Genomic DNA, 18,567 nt, shown 5'->3' with positions numbered 1-18,567 from the left:
ACATCGGCGGAGAAACTTTAACTATCAGCTTTCGTTGCTCCCCCTTATGCTCGAACCGTGACCGGCCGCGAAGTGGTGCAATGCGGCATTGGGCGAACGGCTTTTTCATCGTCACGGAGCGACATCATGAAGATCTGCATCTTCGGAGCGGGAGCGATTGGCGGTTTAATGGGCGTGCAATTGGCGCGCGCCGGCGCGGACGTCAGCTTCATTGCGCGCGGCCCGCATCTGGCGGCCATGCGTGAACACGGCGCGCGCCTGATCATGGATGGCGAAACATTCAGCGCGCCGGTGCGCTGTACTTCAGACCCAAGCGAACTCGGCGTCCAGGACGTCGTCATCGTCACGCTGAAGGCGCATTCGCTGCCCGGCGTGGTCGATTCGATGCAGCCACTGCTCGGCAAGCACACAGCGATCGTTACCGGCGTCAACGGCATTCCCTATTGGTACTTCTATCAGCATGGCGGACGCTTTGCCGGTACCCGCCTCGCGAGCGTCGACCCCGACGGTTCGCAATGGACCAAGCTCGGACCCGAGCGCGCGATCGGCTGCGTACTCTATCCGGCGGCGGAAATCGTCGAACCGGGGGTGATCAAGCACGTGTACGGCAAGAAGTTCCCGATCGGCGAACCGAGTGGCGAACGCACCCCGCGCATTCAGCAATTGCACGAGATCATGCAGGCAGCCGGCTTCGAAGCGCCGATTCGCGACAACATTCGCGACGAAATCTGGCTCAAGCTGTGGGGCAATCTGTGCTTCAACCCGATTAGCGCGTTGACGCATGCAACGCTCGATGTCCTCACGAGCGACCCGGGCACGCGCGCGGTTTCACGCACGATGATGCTCGAAGCGAAGCGAATCGCGGAACAGTTCGGCGTGCACTTTCGTGTCGATGTGGAAAGGCGTATTGACGGCGCCGGCGCGGTCGGTGCGCATAAGACATCGACACTCGTCGATCTCGAGAACCGCAGGCCGATGGAAATCGATCCTTTGCTGACCGTCGTGCAGGAAATGGGCCGACTCGTTGCCGAACCGACACCCACCATCGACGTCGTGCTCGCACTGATCAAATTGCGCGAGAAGATGGCATTGCAAGGTAATTGACCAGGTACCCGTTAAGCTCATTTTTCTTCTTGCAACACGACAGAAAGGATCGGATGCCATGCATCCGATCCTTTTTCACATTAGCCGCTATTGATCGATCGCTACCCACACCGCTTTCGGTTCAGTGAAGTTCTCGATCGCGACATCGCCATGCTCGCGACCGAAGCCCGAATCGCCAGCACCACCCCACGGCAAACGCACATCCGTATAGCCGTAGGTATTGATCCACACCGTGCCCGCCTTCAGGTCGCGCGCCACGCGATGCACGCGGCTCAGGTCAGCGCTCCATACGCCGGCCGCGAGACTATACGATGTGCCATTGGCGATGCGGATCGCGTCCGCTTCGTCTTCGAACCGGATCACGCTTGCCACGGGCCCGAAGATTTCTTCCTGTGAAATGCGCATCTCGTGCTCGACATTCGCGAACACGGTGGGCTCGACGAAAAAGCCGCGATTGCCGACGCGCGCGCCACCCGTCACGAGCGACGCGCCTTCCGAGCGACCTGTGTCGACATAGCTCAATACGGTCTTCATCTGAGCGGCCGAAATCAGCGGTCCCATCGACGTTTCGCGTAGCGACGGATCGCCGACCTTGATCGACTTCGCGCGCGTTGCCAGACGCTCGACCACTTCGTCGTACACGTCACGATGCGCGAGTATCCGCGACCCAGCGGAGCACACTTGCCCCGTATTGAAGAAGACGCCCGACGCCGCGGCGCGCACCGCATTGTCGAGATTCGCATCCGCAAAGATCACGTTGGCCGACTTGCCGCCGAGTTCCAGCGTCACGCGTTTGAAGTTGCCCGCCGCGCCCTGCAGGATGCCTCGGCCGACCGAAGGCGAACCGGTGAACGTGACCTTGTCGATACCGGGATGCGTCACCAGCGCGTCGCCCACCACACTGCCCTTGCCGGTGACGATATTGAGCACGCCCGGCGGCACACCGGCTTCGAGCGCCAGCTCGCCGACGCGCAACGCGGTGAGCGGCGTGATCTCGGCGGGCTTGACGATCAGCGTGCAACCGCATGCGAGCGCGGGCGCGATCTTCCACATGCCGATCATCAATGGAAAATTCCACGGCACGATTGCGGCGACCACGCCGACCGGCTCGCGCAGCGTATAGGTCAATGCATCGGGACGCGTCGGCACCACCTGGCCGTTGATCTTGTCGCACCAGCCTGCGTAGTATTCGACGGTATCGATCGCGGCGGGCACGTCCTGACGCATCACCGCGGCAATCGGCTTGCCGCAGTCGAGACTTTCGAGCGAGGTGAGTTCTTCCATGTTCTCGCGCATCAGACCCGCAAGCCGTTGCAGGATGCGGCCGCGTTCGGCGGCGCGAATCGAATTCCATACCTTCAATGCGCTGCGCGCCGCGCGCACCGCGGCATCGACGTCGGCGGCGCTGCCTTGCGCGACCAGCGCGATCGGCTCCTCCGTCGCGGGGTTGATATCGACGGAATATTCGCCGGTGCCTGGCGGCATGCGCTTGCCGTCGATCAACAGATCATGTTGCCTGAGGTCGGACTGGATATCCATCATGAAGCTCCTTGAGTAGGACGTTATATGGCTGACTGGCGGCGCATCGATCGAATCCCGCGCATTGCGCGAGCTTGTCGGTCGGCCCCTATCTAAGGTTCTGGCAACAGGCTTTGCCGCACGGACTGCCAGCTGAAGCTTTGCGTTGCGACAGCGGCTGCGGCAGGCATTTCGTCGGCGATCCGCGCATGACCGGTCGTCGATGCGACGAACTGTGCCCACGCAGCAGCCGCATTGGGACGAAGCGAGCGGTTTCTGCGGTGCACGAGTACCGTCGTCAATGTCGCTTCGGGGATCAGCGGACGACTCACCAATGAAGCTCCCGGCGATGGCCAATACGCATCGACAGGCAATACGCCGACACCCAGTCCCAATTCGACCATGCGCACTACTGCCGCAACGTGTCCGAGTTCCTGCATCGGCCGGCGCTTCAATTCGTTCGCGGCGAGTACCGGTTCGAGCGCAGCGCGCACGCCGGTATCGCCATTCAGCGTGATCAACGGACATTCGCGCAACGCGTGCCATCCGATGCTGTCGTGCTGGGCTAGCGGATGCACCGACGGAAGCACCGCATGCAATGGCGTAGTGAAAAGTACCTGAGCATGTAATAGTGGATTATCGACGGGTGCAGTCACACAGAGAGCGCCGAAATCCACCTCGCCCTGCTCGACACTGGCCAGTACGCTGCATTGAGGCTGATCCTTCACCGACACGACCAGCTCGGGATAAACCGACGCGCACTGCGCCAAAGCCCGCGGCACCCAGCCCGACGACAACACCGGATTACTCGCGAATAACACGACGCCCGTCTGTCCGTCGTAAGCAGCGCGCTCTTCGAGCAGCGTCAATTCGATTTCGTCGAGCAGCCGGCCGATTCTTCTCTCGAGACTCGCACCCGCATTCGTCAGTTCGACCTGGCGTGTCGTGCGATCGAATAGCTTCAATTGGACCGCGTCTTCCAACTCTCGCACACAACGGCTGATGGCCGACTGCGTCAGATCGAACTCGCGCGCCGCGCGCGTGAAACTGCGCTCGCGCGCGACCGCGACGAATACCTTGAGCTGCTGCAACGAAACATTCATGGCGTCGGTTCCGGGCGCGCGACGCTCAGCTTATTCGCCGGACTGTTCCGGCCAGTGACTCATTCTCGACGCATTGCCATTGCCATGGCCCGCGACGGCCAGCGCGCCCTGAGGTTCATCATGCGATTCGATCCAGCGCGTGCGCATCGGCTCGAGGATGAACTTCGCGGAAATACCGGCTGCGATCGTGATGACGGCAGAAACGATGAAGACGAGGTTCCAGCCGCCCGTCGCCGCGAGCACCGACGCGATCGGCACCAGCAACGAGGCCGTGCCCTTCGCGGTGTACAACGTGCCTGCATTGGCGGCCGCATACTTGCTGCCGAACGTATCCGCGCAAGTCGCCGGGAAGATCGAGAAGATCTCGCCCCAGAACAGGAAGATCAGCGCGGCAAAGACCATGAAGGCATACGGATTGCTGCCGAACTGCATCATGCCGAGCAACGCGAGTCCCTCGCCGATGAAGATCACGAACATCGTGTTTTCACGGCCGATCTTGTCGGAGATGAAGCCGCACAGCGGACGCGTCAAGCCGTTGAAGATATTGTCGATCGACAGCGTGAGAGTCAGCAGCGGCAACGTAGCGCCGAAGACCGACATCGGAATGCGCGCTAAGCCCCAGTCTTTCGCGATCGGGCCGATCTGTGCGGTCGCCATCAAACCACCCGCCGCGACCGCGACGAATGACGCGTAGATCACCCAGAACACTGGCGTTTTGATCATCTGGCGCGACGTGAAATCGACTTTCGACACCGCGAAGCGGCTCTTGCGTATCCCTGCCTGACGCAAGATCGGCCGCGTCAGGAGCATCGCGAGCAGCAGAATGCTGACGCCTTGCACGATGCCGAAGAACAGGAACGTCGCTTCATAGCCGCGGCTCGTAATCATGTTTGCAATCGGAATCACCGTCAGCGCCGCGCCCGCGCCAAAGCCCGCGGCCGTCAAACCCGCGGCTAGACCGCGCCGGTCGGGAAACCACTTCAGCGCATTGCCGACACATGTTCCGTACACACCGCCCGCGCCTATCCCGCCAATCACCGCGGCGAAATACAACATGCCGAGCGTCGTCGCATACGAATTGAGAATCCAGGACAAACCCGCGCATATCGCGCCGCCTGCCACCACCGGGCGTGGCCCGAATCGATCCACCAGCCAGCCCTCGAACGGCACGAGCCACGTCTCGGTCAGAATGAAGATCGAGAACGCGAGCTGGATCGACGCCTCGCTCCAGTGATGCCGCGCATGCATAGGAGCCACGAATAACGTCCACGCATATTGCAGATTCGCCACCAGCGCCATGCATATCATGCCGATGACCAATTGCGACCATCGGTTGCGCCACGACATACCGGTCGTCGATTGCTGGGTGATATTGTCCATGAGCCTTGTCTCCACTATTTATTTAGTGCAGCCGGCTTACGCGCCGCGCTGGATGTGTCCCGCCTTATCGTTATGGCCCGAGAACTTCGCTATTCGGGAAATCTAGAAGTCGATGCTTTTATGCTTTTCCGCAAATCCCCCGAACCCGTTTTTTGATGATAGTTCTTGCTTTATTCCGACCAGAACTTCGCTTCGGCCGGTAAGCATTACAGCTTATTCCCTGCTATTGAGTCCGCCACACCACATATCTATGCGTTAACCCGCGTATTTCAGTGGCTATTCGGCTTCTTATAGGTTTCATGCTAGGGTCATTGCTGAATTACTCATAATTAAAGTTTGTTATTATGTCGATTCACGTTTCCTTATACATCGACCATGACGATGCGCAATGCAACGCTGCGGCAACTGAAGGTCTTTGAAACGGTGGCGCGCCACCTGAGCTTTTCGCGCGCCGCGGAGGAATTGCATCTGACCCAGCCGGCCGTTTCCACCCAGGTCCGGCAACTCGAAGAACATGCGGGGCTGCCTCTGTTCGAGCAACTCGGCAAAAAGATCTATCTGACGCCGGCCGGTACCGAAATGCTCCACTACAGCCGCGCGATCATGCAGCAGTTCCATGAAGTCGACGAAGCGATGAGTCAGTTGAAGGGCGTCTCCGGCGGCAAGCTGAATGTCGCCGTGATCAGCGCCGGCGACTATTTCTTTCCGCGCCTTCTCGCCGAATTCACGCGTCGCTATTCCGGTGTCGATCTGAATCTCGCGGTGCACAACCGCGAAGAACTGCTGCATCAGTTGGCGACCAATCAGACCGACCTCGCGGTGATGGTGCGTCCGCCGCACGAAACCGACGCGACCAATGAACCGTTCGCGCCGCATCCGTACGTGATCGTCGCGGCGCCCACTCATCCGCTTGCGCACAAGCGCAATATCCGCTTCAGTCAACTCGCGAACGAAGCGTTCATCGTGCGCGAACGCGGCTCGGATACGTGGAATTCGATGGAAGAGGGTTTTGCCGGCCGTCTGTCCAATCTGAAGATCGCAATGGAGATCAAGAGCACGGAGACGATCAAGCAGGCGGTCATTGCCGGAATGGGCATCGCGTTTCTGTCCGCCCATACGATCAGCCTCGAATTGCAATTGGGTCATCTGGTCGTGCTCGACGTCGAGAGCTTTCCGGTCATGCTCAATTGGTACGTCGTGCATCGGAAGAACAAACGTCTGCCGCCGGTGGCCGTCGCCTTCAAACGCTTTCTGATGGAGGAAGGTGCCAATCTGATCGAAAAGATCACGCGCGTAAAGGAACTGAGCGTGCATAAGCCTTAAGCTATGGAAAGCCAATAAAACTTTAACTATTGCAAATCGATCGCGACTTCTATGCTGCAAGCGAGTTCTCTCACTTGCGAGCCGAGGAGGCCGATCATGAACCACGCTCCTGTTGAATCCCGTATCAGTACACGCAACGCTCGCACAGCGGCGGCGGATCGCGAAGACCATTCCGAGGATGCGCATCTGAGCGCCTACAATGCCGCGTTCAGCGATCTCGGCCTGCGGTTTCGCTGGGACCGTGCGACGCTCGACATGCTGAAAGAGTTCAATGGCGAGTTGGCGCGAATCACCGCTTATATCGAGCGCTATCACAGCCATCTGCATCGCGCGTACGATGCCGACTTTCTCGCGCAACTCATTCTGCACAGGAAGATGCAGTACTACAGCGAATTCGCCGCTGCAGTTGGTGAATAGAAGTATTGAAGAAGACTCGGGCGGCGGGATCATCATCCCGCCGTCGTCGCTATTGGCAATCAGGTTTGTCAGCGGCGTATGCATCGTCGATTAGCGGCGCGTGGTGAAATGAACCGGCCGCTTGTGCGTACATTTGCGTGAACCGTCGCGCTGCCGTCCATTGCTTCGTCTACCGTCACGCCCATCCCGACGCTCTGCACAGGCGCTCAAGCGCATCATCGCCGGCGCGTCATCGCGAAGCGCCCACGTCTGCTCTTCCCCACCGTGCCACTCGAGGTTCGCGAGCAGGCCCGGTTTGCCGATCGCCAGGCCATCGCTGCGCGCGGCGAACGCACGCATGCGCGGAGCGCAACTGTCGTGATGCGCCGCGTGAACGGGTTCGGCCGAGTACTCGCGGCTCAGCATCAGGTGCACGCCCATCGCCACCGCCAGCGCGCCCGTCGCGAGCAATGCCGCGAGTCCGAATGGCTGGGCCTGTTCGGTGACGAAGCTGTAACCGAGCCAGCCGCATAACAGCAGCGCAAACAGATTGACGACGTGATGGCCCGGCAGCGCGACTGCCTCGAGTTGCAATACGCCGCGTAGTTTGAAGAACGCGATCGCACAGGTCGCGAAGATCAGCGCGCCGATCAGTACGGCTGAAAATAGTTCGATGCGTTCGGTGCTCTCGCGCGCCGCAGCCAACAGGTCACCCATAAAGCCTACCGACGCGACCGCCAAACCGATGCCGCAGCCGAGCAATGCAAGCATCCGGGCCCTGTGTGTCGGATCTGGTTCGCGCACACATGTGTGCCGATGCGCCGAACGCGCGCCGAAGCGTCGTCGCGTGAGCGCGGTCACCGCCACCGTCAGCACGGTGACCAGCGCCATCGCGACGGCCACCGCAAGCAGCAGCAACAGATCCATCAACACGGCACTCCCACAGGCTTGCGGCACGCGTGATCCTCCGTGATGCGACGACAAGGCAACAGCCCCGAGGTCCCTGCTCTCGTCAACCGACGTTCGCGGTATCGCCCAATCGCCGTGGCTCGTCGCGCGGCGCCGCGCTCAAGGTATTGCTCAGCGTGCCGATCCCGTCGATCGTGATCGACACCGTTGCGCCGTCCTTGATCGAGCCCACGCCCACCGAAGTGCCGCACGCGATCACGTCGCCGGGTTCGAGCGTCAGATCCTGCGAAATCAGACTCACCTGCTCGGCCGGCGAAAAGACCATATCGGCGAGCGGATAGTTCTGACGCTCGAGGCCGTCGAGCGTCGTCAGCAGACGCGCCGCCCGCCAGTCGAAACCGGAGACGATGGCCGGACCCAGACAACAGAACGTATCGAAGCTTTTCGCGCGGCACCACTGCGGAAAATGCGGATTTTCGTTGAGCAGATCAGCGGCGGTGACGTCGTTGACGAGCGTGTAGCCGAAAATCGCCGCCTCCGCCTGCTGCACATCCAGATCGCGGCAACGCTGACCGATCACGATACCGAGTTCGCCCTCGTAGACGATCTTGCCCGCGTAATGCCGCGGCCGGCGGATCGGCTCGCCCGCGCCGATCACCGACGCCGCCGGCTTCATCAGAAACAGCGGATGGGTAGGCACGGGTTTGTCGAGCTTCGCCGCGAGCGCGTGATAGTTATTCCACAGCGCGACGATCTTGCCCGGCGCGCATGGCGCCAGCGGCGTCAGTGCGCGCAGCGACAGAACCGCGCCGGTCGGCACCGGCTGCGCGAGACTTTCGTACTCGTGCAGGTAGGCGCCTTCGACACGGCCGAACACGATGCCGCCGTCGCCCGACATGAACCGCATCCACGTCTGCATGCCTCGCTCCTAGATCGCGCCAGCCGTGCGCAGCGCCGTGATCTGCTCGGCCGAGTAGCCGAGTTCGGCCATCACTTCGTCGGTATGTTCGCCAAGCAGCGGCGAGCGTTTGACGTCGGTCGGGCTGTCGGACAGCTTGATCGGATTGCCGACGGTTAGATACTTGCCGCGCTGCGGATGATCGACTTCGACGATCGTGCCGGTTTTGCGCAGCGACGGCTCCTCGGCAATTTCCTTCATCGACAGGATCGGGCCGCACGGAATGTCGTATTTGTTCAGGATCTGCATCGCCTCGAACTTGGTCTTCGTCATCGTCCAGCGTTCGATTTCCGCGAAGATCTCTTTCAGTCGCGGCAGGCGCGCGGGTGCCGTCGCGTAGTCGGGGTCCGTGGCCCACTCTTCCTTGCCGATCACGTTGCAGATCTTCGCCCACACGGGCGCCTGGGTGATGAAGTAGATATACGCGTTGGGGTCCGTCTCCCAGCCCTTGCACTTCAGAATCCAGCCCGGCTGCCCGCCGCCCGACGCATTGCCCGCGCGCGGGACCGCGTCGCCGAACGTGCCGTTCGGATATTGCGGATACTCTTTCATCACGCCGGTGCGGTCGAGCCGCTGCTGGTCGCGCAATTTGACGCGGCACAGATTGAGCACGCCATCCTGCATCGCGGCGAGCACGCGCTGGCCGCGTCCGGTATGCGTGCGTTGATAGAGCGCGGTGACGATGCCGAGCGCGAGATGCAGCCCCGTGCCGCTATCGCCGATCTGCGCGCCGGTCACGACCGGCGGGCCGTCGTCGAAGCCGGTGGTCGACGCCGCGCCGCCCGCGCATTGCGCGACGTTCTCATAGACTTTGCAGTCCTCGTACGGACCGGGACCGAAGCCCTTCACCGATGCGACGATCATGCGCGGATTCAATTCCTGAATCCGCTCCCACGTGAAGCCCATCCGGTCCAGTGCGCCCGGTGCGAAGTTTTCGACCAGTACATCGCATTTCTGGATCAGCGCTTCGAGCACCTGCTTGCCTTCCGGATGCTTGGTGTCGATCGTGACCGAGCGCTTGTTGTGATTGAGCATCGTGAAGTACAGGCTATCCACGTCGGGAATATCGCGCAGTTGCTCGCGCGTGATGTCGCCCGCGCCTGCCCGTTCCACCTTGATCACGTCCGCGCCGAACCATGCGAGCAATTGCGTGCAGGTCGGCCCCGATTGCACATGTGTGAAATCGAGGATGCGCACACCGTCGAGTGCCTTGGCCATGTCGTATCTCCTGAACGATGAAGGTTATTTGTACATGGTCTGGTTCTTCGTGCCCGGTGCGTATTCGCGCGGGTCGACCCAGATGTTGACCACCGCCGAGCGGCCGGTGCGATGAATCGCTTCGCGCGCACGCTGCAGCGCGCTCGCGATCTGCGCGGGATCGCGCACTTCCTCGCCATAGCCGCCGAGCATTTCGGCGAATTTGCTGAACGGCACGTCTCCGAGCAGATTGCCGACGTTGCCGCGTTCCTCGCCGTATTTGGCAAGCTGGCCGTAGCGGATCTGGTTCATCGCCGAGTTGTTGCCGACCACCGCGAGATACGGCGCACCGAAGCGGTTCGCGGTTTCCATGTCGAACGCGGTCATGCCGAACGAGCCGTCGCCGTAATAGCACAGCACTTCCTTGTGCGGATGCGCGAGCTTCGCCGCGAGCGCGAAGCCGGTGCCGACGCCGAGCGAGCCGAGCGCGCCGGGGTCCATCCACTGCCCCGGTCGGCGCGGGCGCACCGCTTGCGCGGAGATCGTCACGACGTCACCGCCGTCGCCGATATAGATGGTGTCGTCGGACAGGAATTCGTTGAGTTCGTACGCGACGCGATACGGATGAATCGGCGTGCTATTCGAGCGGAACAGCGGCAGCAGTTTTTCGGTCGCGGTCGCTTCGGCGTCGCGCAATTGCGCCATCCATTTGCGGCGCGCCTGACGCTTGTCGTCCTTGATACGACCGCTCGCGGCTTGCAGCACCGCAGCGAGAATCGCGCCCGGATCGCCGACGAGGCCCAGATCAATATCACGATTCTTGCCGACGGTTCGGTAGTCCATATCGATCTGCACCAGCGTCAATTCCTTGCTGATGCGTCGGCCGTAGCCCATGCGGAAATCGAACGGCGTGCCGACCACGATCAGCACGTCGGCATTCGCAAACGCCTGCGAACGCGTGCGATCGAAGTGATGCGGATCGCCCGGCGGCAGCAGTCCGCGGCTCGCGCCGTTGAAATAGCCGGGAATCTCGATGCCGCGCAGCAGCGCGATCGCTTCGTCGTGCCCGCGCGCGGTCCACACCTGCTGGCCGTACAGGATCGCGGGGCGTTCGGCATTGACGAGAATGTCGGCGAGCTTCTCGATGTCGTGCGGGTCTCCGATCGATTTGGTCGACGCGCGATAGTGGCCCGGCCGCGGCACGATCGCGCGCGTCGCGTCGACTTCGCGGTCGAGCACGTCGCGCGGAATTTCCAGGTAGGCGGGACCGGGCGCGCCGTTGAAGCATTCGCGCGCGGCCATCGAGATCATGTCGGCGACGCGCTCGGTGCTCGATATGCTCGCGGCGAACTTCGTGATCGGCGCCATGATGTCGACGTGCGGCAGGTCCTGCAGCGAACCCATCTTGTGCTGGGTCAGCGCGCCCTGCCCGCCGATATGCAGGATCGGGCTTTCCGAGCGGAACGCGGTGGCGATGCCGGTCACCGCATTCGTGCAGCCGGGGCCGGCGGTAGTCACCACGCAGCCGAGCTTGCCGGTCTGGCGCGCGTAGCCGTCGGCCGCATGCGCGGCGACCTGCTCGTGGCGCACGTCGATGATGCGGATGCCTTCGTCGACGCAGCCGTCGTAGATATCGATGATGTGGCCGCCGCACAGCGTGAAGATCGTGTCGATCCCCTCGTTTTTCAGCGCCTTCGCAACCAGATGGCCGCCCGACACGACGCCCGCGTCGCGGGTCTTCTGCTTGAGCGTGTCGTCGGCGGTCGTGGTGGCCGTGGCCGGACTCAGGGATGAAACAACTGCAGACATGGTCATCTCCTCATCTATCGGATGTGCAACGGTTATCGACGGACGCGTCCGCTTCGATATACGTCCGGCTGCACCGACGTCTCGCGGCTTCGAAGATACCGTATGTGATATATCACATTCGTTCAAGCCCAATTTCGAGACAGAAACGGCGCGAAATTCTTACTGCTCAAGCCTGTCAGCCGTAGCTTTGCGCTGAATCCGCAAGGCTTTGCGGCGGTTGTTTCAAGGGAAAACACTGAGTCGCGAATGGCGGCTGTCATTGTTGATATATCACATACCATATTTTTCAGGCCGTCAAGCACGGTTTATCCCGCAGCGGGGTGCTCGCTCGAAGCGCGCGAACGCAAAAAGCCCGCGGTGCTTGCACACCGCGGGCTTTTCGAAGTCAGCAGGCAATCAGGGGCCTACGCCGCCATCAATCGAGAAAATCGCAATTGGCTTCGACGAACGCCGCGAGATCGAGCGAATGCTGACGCGTGAGCCGCTCCGCGAGTTCGGTATCGCGCTTCTCCAGCGCCTCGATGATGCGCAGATGATCGACGATCGAGCGCGCGGCCCGGTCGCTCTGCGAGATGGTCATGCGCCGGATCGCGCGCACGTGGATGAAGATGTTCTTGATCGTGTCGAGAATGATCTGCGACTTCGACAGCTCGACGATCGCCTGATGAAACGCGATGTTCGCATCCGAATACTCGGCGATATGCTCGGCCGGCGTCGTATCGCGGAAATTGTCGAACATATGGCGCAGGCGGCCGATTTCCTCGTCGGTCGCATGCAGCGTGGCGAGGCGCGCGGCCATGCTTTCGAGCGCGGCCCACATCTGGATCATCTCGACGATTTCGCGCTTGCTCTTGCGCACGATGTAGATGCCGCGCCGCGGCACCATGCGCAGGAAGCCCTCCTGCTCGAGCAGTGTCATCGCCTCGCGCACCGGCGTGCGGCTCACGCCGAGCGATTCGCTGAGCACGCGCTCGTCGAGACGGATTTCTTCGCGATTCTGGTAGATATCCGCGTCGGCGATTGCCTGACGCAGCATCGCATACGCCTGATCGCGCAAGCTCGCGCTAGCGCCGATGGGCTGCAACGACAGGGTCAACGGGGTGGCCACTGTTTCAGTTGGAAGTTCTGACGACATTCATCGCCTCTGCTTGAACACGCGCGCGATTCGGCGCCGCCGCTTTGCCGCGCTGCTCGCCGAGCCCCACGAAGCGGCCATGTTGCGATGCAAGCGCTCCGATCGAGTCGGGAATCCAGTCGGTCAGCAAAACGGTGGCGGCACAGCCCAACCCTACGACAGCAACGGCGAACAGCGCGAGAGGTACGAATTCCACGTGCGACTCCGAACGATTGAGAAAGATGATTCCTCAATCATATGCTGCAACGCCGCAATTTTCAATATTCGGTATGTAGTATATCAACGTCTGTTGTTTTTAAGATGCCCCACGTTAGCACGCCACAGGGCTTCATGGTTCGCCCACATCATTGCCCGCGATTGTCTCGTTGGCGCTTGGCGTAAACACGCAAAACGCGCGCTATTCGCGCAGCCCCGTGCGATGATCGCGCACTTTCACCATTGCGCGGATTGTGAATTCCGGGGCGCGTCATTAACCTTCCGGACGTCCTGCCGCGGAGCGATCGCGTCGAATGCCTTACCGGCGCGGCGCGATCGACTCAAGCCCATGTCACGTTGAAGGAGACTCGATGAGCACCACCCACCCGCAGGCCGCAGTGGCCACTCACCGCAAAGCGCGCAATCAGGCTCGCAAGGCCGCACTCGGCAGCTTTGTCGGCGCCGTGGTCGACTGGTACGACTTCCTGCTGTACGGCATCGTCGCCGCGCTCGTGTTCAACGCCGAGTTCTTCCCGAACGTCGGCCCGGCGATGGGCACGCTCGCCGCGTTCGCGACCTTCGGCGTCGGTTTCCTGTTCCGCCCGCTCGGCGGCTTCGTGTTCGGCCACTACGGCGACCGGCTCGGACGCAAGCGGATGCTGGTGCTCACCGTGATGATGATGGGTCTGTCGACGGCCGCGATCGGTCTGCTGCCGGCGTTTTCGACGATCGGTTGGCTCGCGCCGGTGCTGCTCGTCACGCTGCGCGCGATCCAAGGCTTCGCGGTCGGCGGCGAATGGGGCGGCGCGGCGCTGATGGCGGTCGAGAGCGCGCCTGAGAAAAAGAAAGCCTTCTACAGCAGCGGCGTGCAGGTCGGCTACGGCGTCGGGCTCGTGCTGTCCACAGGTCTCGTCGCGCTGATCAGCCGCTCCATGGACAACGCCGCGTTCCTCAGCTGGGGCTGGCGTCTGCCGTTCCTGTTCAGTGTCGTGCTGGTGCTGATCGCGTTGTGGATCCGCTCGAGCATGGAGGAGTCGCAGGAGTTCGTCGAGAAGGTCGGCAAGCATGGCGAGCGCCGCGTGCGCCTGCCGATCGTCGAAGCGCTGCTGCGCCATCCGAAGGCCTTCCTGCTGATCATCGCGCTGCGGCTCGCCGAACTGTTCACGATGTACATCGTGACCGCGTTCGCGCTGAGCTACTCGACGACGAACCTGCACATGCCGCGCGAATTCTTCCTGACGATCGGCTTCGTCGTCGGCGCGCTCAGCTGTGTGACGATCCCCTGCTTCGCGTCGCTCGCGGATCGCTTCGGCCGCCGTCGCATCTATATGATCGGCGCGCTGGTCGGCGTGTTCAGCGCGGTGCCGTTCTTCCTCGCGCTCGAAGCGCGTTCGACCGTATGGATCGTCGTGTTCGCGGTGATGCTCGCCAACATCGCACACGACATGGTCGTCAGCGTGCAGCAGCCGATGTTCACCGAGCTGTTCGGCACCGAGTACCGCTATAGCGGCGCGGGTGTCGGCTATCAGGTGGCGAGCGTGGTCGGCGGCGGCTTCACGCCGTTCATCGCGGTAGCGCTGGTCAGCTTCGCGGGCGGCTCGTGGCATCCGGTGGCCGCATATCTGGCAATCGGCTGTCTGATTTCGGTACTCGTTGCAGCGCGCATGAAGACCGGCCGCAAGATCGATTGATACCGGCGAAACTAGTCGTCGATACACGACGGGCCGACGCGGCAAAGAAGCCGCGCCGGCCCGTTTTTCTTTTTGCCGCGCGACGGGCGCGGCTCGTTTATTGCCGGGTTTGCATAGTGCCTCTAATCGGAAAGTTGGCGCGACCAGCTCGGCGCGTCCCACGATTTGCAGAGTCGCCTGAAGAATCCCCGCGTGTGACCAGGATCACACCTTATGTCCGCGCGCTTCATATTGCGAAGCCATCGTCCGCGTCCTATTGTCGACCCAGGCATGATTTTCGGGTGCTTGGGACGGGCCATATGAAATAAAAGTACATATAGCGATGACGAGACGGTCTGCACAAGTTACACTCCGCCGCCTCAGGTAAACGCACGAAACGCCGATAAACAGAACAACTGTAAGGAGACCCACTTATGAGTAGCATCAGCGAGCCGGGCAGCCAACAAGGTTCAGCCCCATTCTTTTCGAAACAGGCCACCATCGCGCAGCCCGGTTTCTCGCGCTGGATGGTGCCTCCGGCCGCGCTTGCCGTGCATCTGTGCATCGGCCAGGCCTACGCGTTCTCGGTCTTCAACGGACCGCTGACCAAGGTGATCGGCATCACGCAGTCCACGCCCGATGACTGGTCGCTGACCGCCTTGGGCTGGATCTTTTCGCTTGCGATCGTGTTCCTCGGTTTGTCGGCGGCGTTCGCCGGCAAATGGCTCGAACACGTCGGTCCGCGCCGCACGATGTTCACGGCCGCTTGCTGCTTCGGCGGCGGCTTCCTCGTGTCCGCGCTCGGTGTGTACCTGCATCAGATCGTGCTGCTGTATCTGGGCTACGGCGTGATCGGCGGGATCGGGCTGGGGCTCGGTTATGTGTCGCCGGTGTCGACGCTGATCCGCTGGTTTCCGGACCGCCGCGGTATGGCGACCGGCATGGCGATCATGGGCTTCGGCGGCGGCGCGATGATCGCGGCGCCGTTGTCGGTCGCGCTGATGAAGCACTTTCAAAGCGCGACGAGCATTGGCGTCGCGGAGACCTTCATCGTGCTCGGCATCGTCTATTTCATCTCGATGACGATCGGCGCGCTCGCGATCCGCGTGCCGCCGCCGGGCTGGAAGCCGGCCGGCTGGACGCCGCCCGCGGCGACGCAGCACCGGCTGATCACGAGCAATCACGTGCATATCGACCAGGCGCTGAAGACACCGCAGTTCTATCTGATCTGGCTCGTGCTGTTCCTGAACGTGACGGCTGGCATCGGCATTCTCGGACAGGCCTCGGTGATGATCCAGGAGAGCTTCAAGAACACGGTGACGGCCGCTGCGGCGGCCGGCTTCGTCGGGCTCCTGTCGCTGTTCAACATGGGCGGCCGTTTCGTGTGGGCGTCGGCGTCGGACTGGATCGGCCGCAAGAACACCTACTACATCTTCTTCGCGCTCGGCGCGGTGCTCTACTACCTCGTGCCGAGCTTCGCCGCGAACGGACAGATCGCGCTGTTCGTGCTGACGTACTGCATCATCCTGTCGATGTACGGCGGCGGCTTCTCGACGGTGCCGGCCTATCTCGCCGACATGTTCGGCACGACGTTCGTCGGCGGCATTCATGGACGTCTGTTGACCGCGTGGGCCGCGGCCGGCGTCGCGGGTCCGGTGCTCGTCAACTACATCCGCGCGTATGAAGTCGCGAACGGCGTGGCGAAAGCGGACGCGTACACGATGACCGTACACATCATGGCCGTGCTGCTCGTGATCGGCTTTATCTGCAACCTGCTGGTCAAGCGTGTGGATGAGAAGCACCACATGACCGATGCACAAGTCGCCAAGGGCGCGTGAGGAGATCCGTATGTCGACCGTTCAAACTGTACATCCGACCAACAAGGTGATGCTCGCGGTGTTCTGGCTGTATGTGATGATTCCGCTTGCGTGGGGAGTGATCAATACGCTGACGCAGGCGACGAAGTTGTTCAAGTAAGGATGTGATGTGGTGCGCACCCCGGCCCGGTTGAGGGACGGGGTGCCGAAAACAGGCCACGCCGCGGTGCCCCTCTCACCGCCCCAACCCGCTATGCGCGATTTGCTGCTCGACGAACTGCGCAAACAATGCATGCATATGCGTGGTCGGATGCAGATCATCGGCGAACATGTAAGTCTGATCCGCATTGGCGCTCACATAGGTCGCCGGCGAGCATAGCAGCGAGGTGTCATCGGGCGTTTTCTTCGGGTCGCAGGCCTGCCCCGTATTCGACACGGTAAAACCGTTCGCCTGAAAGTTTCCGATCACCTGATTCGTCCACGTGTACGAATCGACCTCGATCACCTTCGATTGCAGCCCATCGGTTTGCAGCGCGGTATTCAACGTAGCGTTGAATAGCTGCGACAACTGCGTGAGGTTCGCGCCACCATCGGGCGAAGCGAGCCCCTTCGGCGACAGCCCGATATTCGGCACATTGATCACCACCACATGCACGCCGCCGTTCTGCACGATCTGCCCGACGAGCTGGGCGAGCGTGGTGGCCGCCGCCTGCACGACCGGCGCGGCGGAGGGCAGGTTGCCGGCGCGCAGCACATCGTTCGAGCCCGCCCACACGAGCACGAGCTGATTGGCGTTGAAGCTGCCGTGAGCGCCCAGATAGCTCGACAGTTGCTGATTGACGGGCATTTCGATGTTGCCGATGACGTCGCTCAGGTAGTCGTACTGGTTCGCCGGTGTCGCCACGGTCGAGCCGCCTTCCGCATAACCGAGGCCGTTCTGCGCACTCAGCTTGTGCGTGAAATCGATCGTGAACGCGGCGCTCAGCGTATCGCCGTAGTATTGCGCGACGTTCTGGGCCCATACCTGGCCGGGATTGGTCGTGAAACGCCCGCCGCCCACCGCACTCGCGAGCGGCGCATAAGTCCCGACGTCCGACAGGCTGTCGCCGAACGACACCACCTGCAGCTTGACGCCGCCGGCGGGCTCGGTCGCCGTGCTGCCGCCAGTACTCGATCCGCCGCTGCCGCTACCGCCCCCGCCGCAAGCGGACAGCAGCACGATCGACATGGCAAAAACTACAGCGCAGACCTTGTCATTTATGCCTCGCATTTGCTCCTCCTCGCCGGGCGGGCCAGACAGTGCCGCGTGCCTGACGTGCGCGGTCGGTACCTGACCGCACGCGGCTCTTCAACCAAGCATCGCTTATGCCCAGCAAGGAAGTGCGGCCGCTCAGAGCCTCTCGAAGACCACCTCCTGCGCGCCTTCCCACAGCACCTTGGTGCCGAGTTCGCGCAGTTTCTCTTTGCCTTCGACGATCGTCAGAAAATGATTGCCAGCGAGCTGCCCCAGCTTGCTCGCGAAGCAGCACGAGCCATAGGCGAGGATGATCTCGGTCTCGCTATAGCCGCCCGGATAGAACAGAATGTCGCCGACCGATGGATGGCTAGTGTGATTCTCGAAGCCGACCGCGACGCCGTCGTTCTCGAGCTTGAATTCGCCGAGCGGCACCCAGCAGCCCTCGCCGCTCCAGCGCACGTGGATCAGCTTCTGCCGGTACGGCAGCAGTTTCAGGAACGCGGCCACGGTCTGCGGCGCATCGGGATGCGTTTCGGCGATGAAGGTGTGGCCGCAGGCGGTCATCTTGAGTCGGGTCATGGCGCGTTATCCGGTGTGTGAAATTGAAAGGCGCTTCGATTCTGTCGTCCGATGCAAGGCTTCGACAGGCACAGTTGTCCGCGTCCCGGTCAGTCCAGTTAGACCACCTACGATCGCGGGTGGCGGGCCGAGCCGCAAAGCCTTGCGCGACGTGCCATGCCAGCTTGCAGTGCGCGCCGCCACGAATGTTCGTAGTTTGCAAGCCGCGCAATGCAACGCACACTGCGCAGGTGCGTG

At 61.9% G+C, this 18,567-nt stretch carries 17 protein-coding genes; 6 read left to right on the top strand and 11 right to left on the bottom strand.

Features of this window, described 5'->3' with window-relative positions; translation table 11 throughout:
• Window positions 1–126 precede the first annotated feature (126 nt).
• Window positions 127–1,104: a 2-dehydropantoate 2-reductase gene (locus QFZ94_RS12295; RefSeq protein WP_176107661.1), complete on the top strand. Its 978-nt coding sequence runs from the start codon at window positions 127–129 to the stop codon at window positions 1,102–1,104.
• 87 nt (window positions 1,105–1,191) lie between these two features.
• On the opposite strand, the gene QFZ94_RS12290 is transcribed toward QFZ94_RS12295, so the two are convergent.
• The 3 genes from QFZ94_RS12290 to oxlT all read right to left on the bottom strand — a co-directional run bounded on the left by QFZ94_RS12290 (window position 1,192) and on the right by oxlT (window position 5,105).
• Window positions 1,192–2,643, bottom strand: a complete 1,452-nt coding sequence (locus QFZ94_RS12290; RefSeq protein WP_368584658.1) for an aldehyde dehydrogenase family protein — start codon at window positions 2,641–2,643, stop codon at window positions 1,192–1,194.
• A gap of 92 nt (window positions 2,644–2,735) precedes the next feature.
• Window positions 2,736–3,725: a LysR family transcriptional regulator gene (locus QFZ94_RS12285; RefSeq protein ID WP_429457152.1), complete on the bottom strand. Its 990-nt coding sequence runs from the start codon at window positions 3,723–3,725 to the stop codon at window positions 2,736–2,738.
• Window positions 3,726–3,755: 30 nt separating this feature from the next.
• On the bottom strand, window positions 3,756–5,105 hold the full coding sequence (gene oxlT, locus QFZ94_RS12280; RefSeq protein ID WP_429457150.1) for an oxalate/formate MFS antiporter: 1,350 nt from the start codon (window positions 5,103–5,105) through the stop codon (window positions 3,756–3,758).
• A 375-nt stretch (window positions 5,106–5,480) separates the two neighbouring features.
• On the opposite strand from oxlT, the gene QFZ94_RS12275 reads away from it, so the two are divergent.
• Together QFZ94_RS12275 and QFZ94_RS12270 are read left to right on the top strand one after the other, a co-directional pair.
• Window positions 5,481–6,428 carry a LysR family transcriptional regulator gene (locus tag QFZ94_RS12275; protein ID WP_176107657.1) on the top strand — a complete coding sequence of 316 codons (948 nt, stop codon included), beginning with the start codon at window positions 5,481–5,483 and terminating at the stop codon, window positions 6,426–6,428.
• A 96-nt stretch (window positions 6,429–6,524) separates the two neighbouring features.
• Window positions 6,525–6,845: a hypothetical protein gene (locus tag QFZ94_RS12270; protein WP_368584654.1), complete on the top strand. Its 321-nt coding sequence runs from the start codon at window positions 6,525–6,527 to the stop codon at window positions 6,843–6,845.
• A 90-nt stretch (window positions 6,846–6,935) separates the two neighbouring features.
• Here QFZ94_RS12270 and QFZ94_RS12265 read toward each other — a convergent pair whose 3' ends face one another.
• From QFZ94_RS12265 to QFZ94_RS12240, 6 genes are all read right to left on the bottom strand, one after another.
• Window positions 6,936–7,781, bottom strand: coding sequence for an NAD(P)(+) transhydrogenase (Re/Si-specific) subunit beta (locus tag QFZ94_RS12265; RefSeq protein WP_410851476.1), 846 nt, complete (start codon window positions 7,779–7,781; stop codon window positions 6,936–6,938).
• Between the two features lie 55 nt (window positions 7,782–7,836).
• Window positions 7,837–8,652: a fumarylacetoacetate hydrolase family protein gene (locus QFZ94_RS12260; protein ID WP_429457147.1), complete on the bottom strand. Its 816-nt coding sequence runs from the start codon at window positions 8,650–8,652 to the stop codon at window positions 7,837–7,839.
• Between the two features lie 9 nt (window positions 8,653–8,661).
• Window positions 8,662–9,909: a formyl-CoA transferase gene (frc, locus tag QFZ94_RS12255; RefSeq protein ID WP_429457145.1), complete on the bottom strand. Its 1,248-nt coding sequence runs from the start codon at window positions 9,907–9,909 to the stop codon at window positions 8,662–8,664.
• A 24-nt stretch (window positions 9,910–9,933) separates the two neighbouring features.
• The gene (locus QFZ94_RS12250) at window positions 9,934–11,697 is read right to left on the bottom strand and encodes a thiamine pyrophosphate-binding protein (protein WP_429457143.1); all 1,764 of its coding nucleotides are present in this window, start codon (window positions 11,695–11,697) and stop codon (window positions 9,934–9,936) included.
• A 415-nt stretch (window positions 11,698–12,112) separates the two neighbouring features.
• A complete protein-coding gene (locus QFZ94_RS12245; protein ID WP_013091210.1) occupies window positions 12,113–12,832 on the bottom strand; it encodes a GntR family transcriptional regulator in 720 nt (239 codons plus the stop codon).
• Window positions 12,810–13,028 carry a hypothetical protein gene (locus QFZ94_RS12240; protein ID WP_410851480.1) on the bottom strand — a complete coding sequence of 73 codons (219 nt, stop codon included), beginning with the start codon at window positions 13,026–13,028 and terminating at the stop codon, window positions 12,810–12,812. The genes QFZ94_RS12245 and QFZ94_RS12240 overlap by 23 nt, the downstream gene beginning before the upstream one ends.
• A gap of 370 nt (window positions 13,029–13,398) precedes the next feature.
• Here QFZ94_RS12240 and shiA point away from each other — a divergent pair, with 370 nt between their 5' ends.
• The 3 genes from shiA to QFZ94_RS12225 all read left to right on the top strand — a co-directional run bounded on the left by shiA (window position 13,399) and on the right by QFZ94_RS12225 (window position 16,674).
• Window positions 13,399–14,718: a shikimate transporter gene (shiA, locus tag QFZ94_RS12235; RefSeq protein WP_429457141.1), complete on the top strand. Its 1,320-nt coding sequence runs from the start codon at window positions 13,399–13,401 to the stop codon at window positions 14,716–14,718.
• Between the two features lie 413 nt (window positions 14,719–15,131).
• Window positions 15,132–16,535, top strand: coding sequence for an L-lactate MFS transporter (locus QFZ94_RS12230; protein ID WP_368584648.1), 1,404 nt, complete (start codon window positions 15,132–15,134; stop codon window positions 16,533–16,535).
• Window positions 16,536–16,545: 10 nt separating this feature from the next.
• Complete coding sequence (locus QFZ94_RS12225) at window positions 16,546–16,674, top strand: MFS transporter small subunit (RefSeq protein WP_018437177.1); 129 nt, start codon at window positions 16,546–16,548, stop codon at window positions 16,672–16,674.
• 75 nt (window positions 16,675–16,749) lie between these two features.
• Here the strand turns inward: QFZ94_RS12225 and QFZ94_RS12220 are convergent, their stop codons facing one another.
• Both QFZ94_RS12220 and QFZ94_RS12215 read right to left on the bottom strand, forming a co-directional pair.
• On the bottom strand, window positions 16,750–17,784 hold the full coding sequence (locus QFZ94_RS12220) for an SGNH/GDSL hydrolase family protein (protein ID WP_429457139.1): 1,035 nt from the start codon (window positions 17,782–17,784) through the stop codon (window positions 16,750–16,752).
• A gap of 120 nt (window positions 17,785–17,904) precedes the next feature.
• Complete coding sequence (locus tag QFZ94_RS12215; protein ID WP_410851483.1) at window positions 17,905–18,330, bottom strand: DUF3830 family protein; 426 nt, start codon at window positions 18,328–18,330, stop codon at window positions 17,905–17,907.
• Between the last annotated feature and the right edge of the window lie 237 nt (window positions 18,331–18,567).

The sequence above is a fragment of the Paraburkholderia sp. JPY465 genome (assembly GCF_050436725.1).
Taxonomy (GTDB): domain Bacteria; phylum Pseudomonadota; class Gammaproteobacteria; order Burkholderiales; family Burkholderiaceae; genus Paraburkholderia; species Paraburkholderia youngii.
Note: the sequence above shows the minus strand (reverse complement) of the source record. Positions and strands in the feature narration are given on the sequence as shown.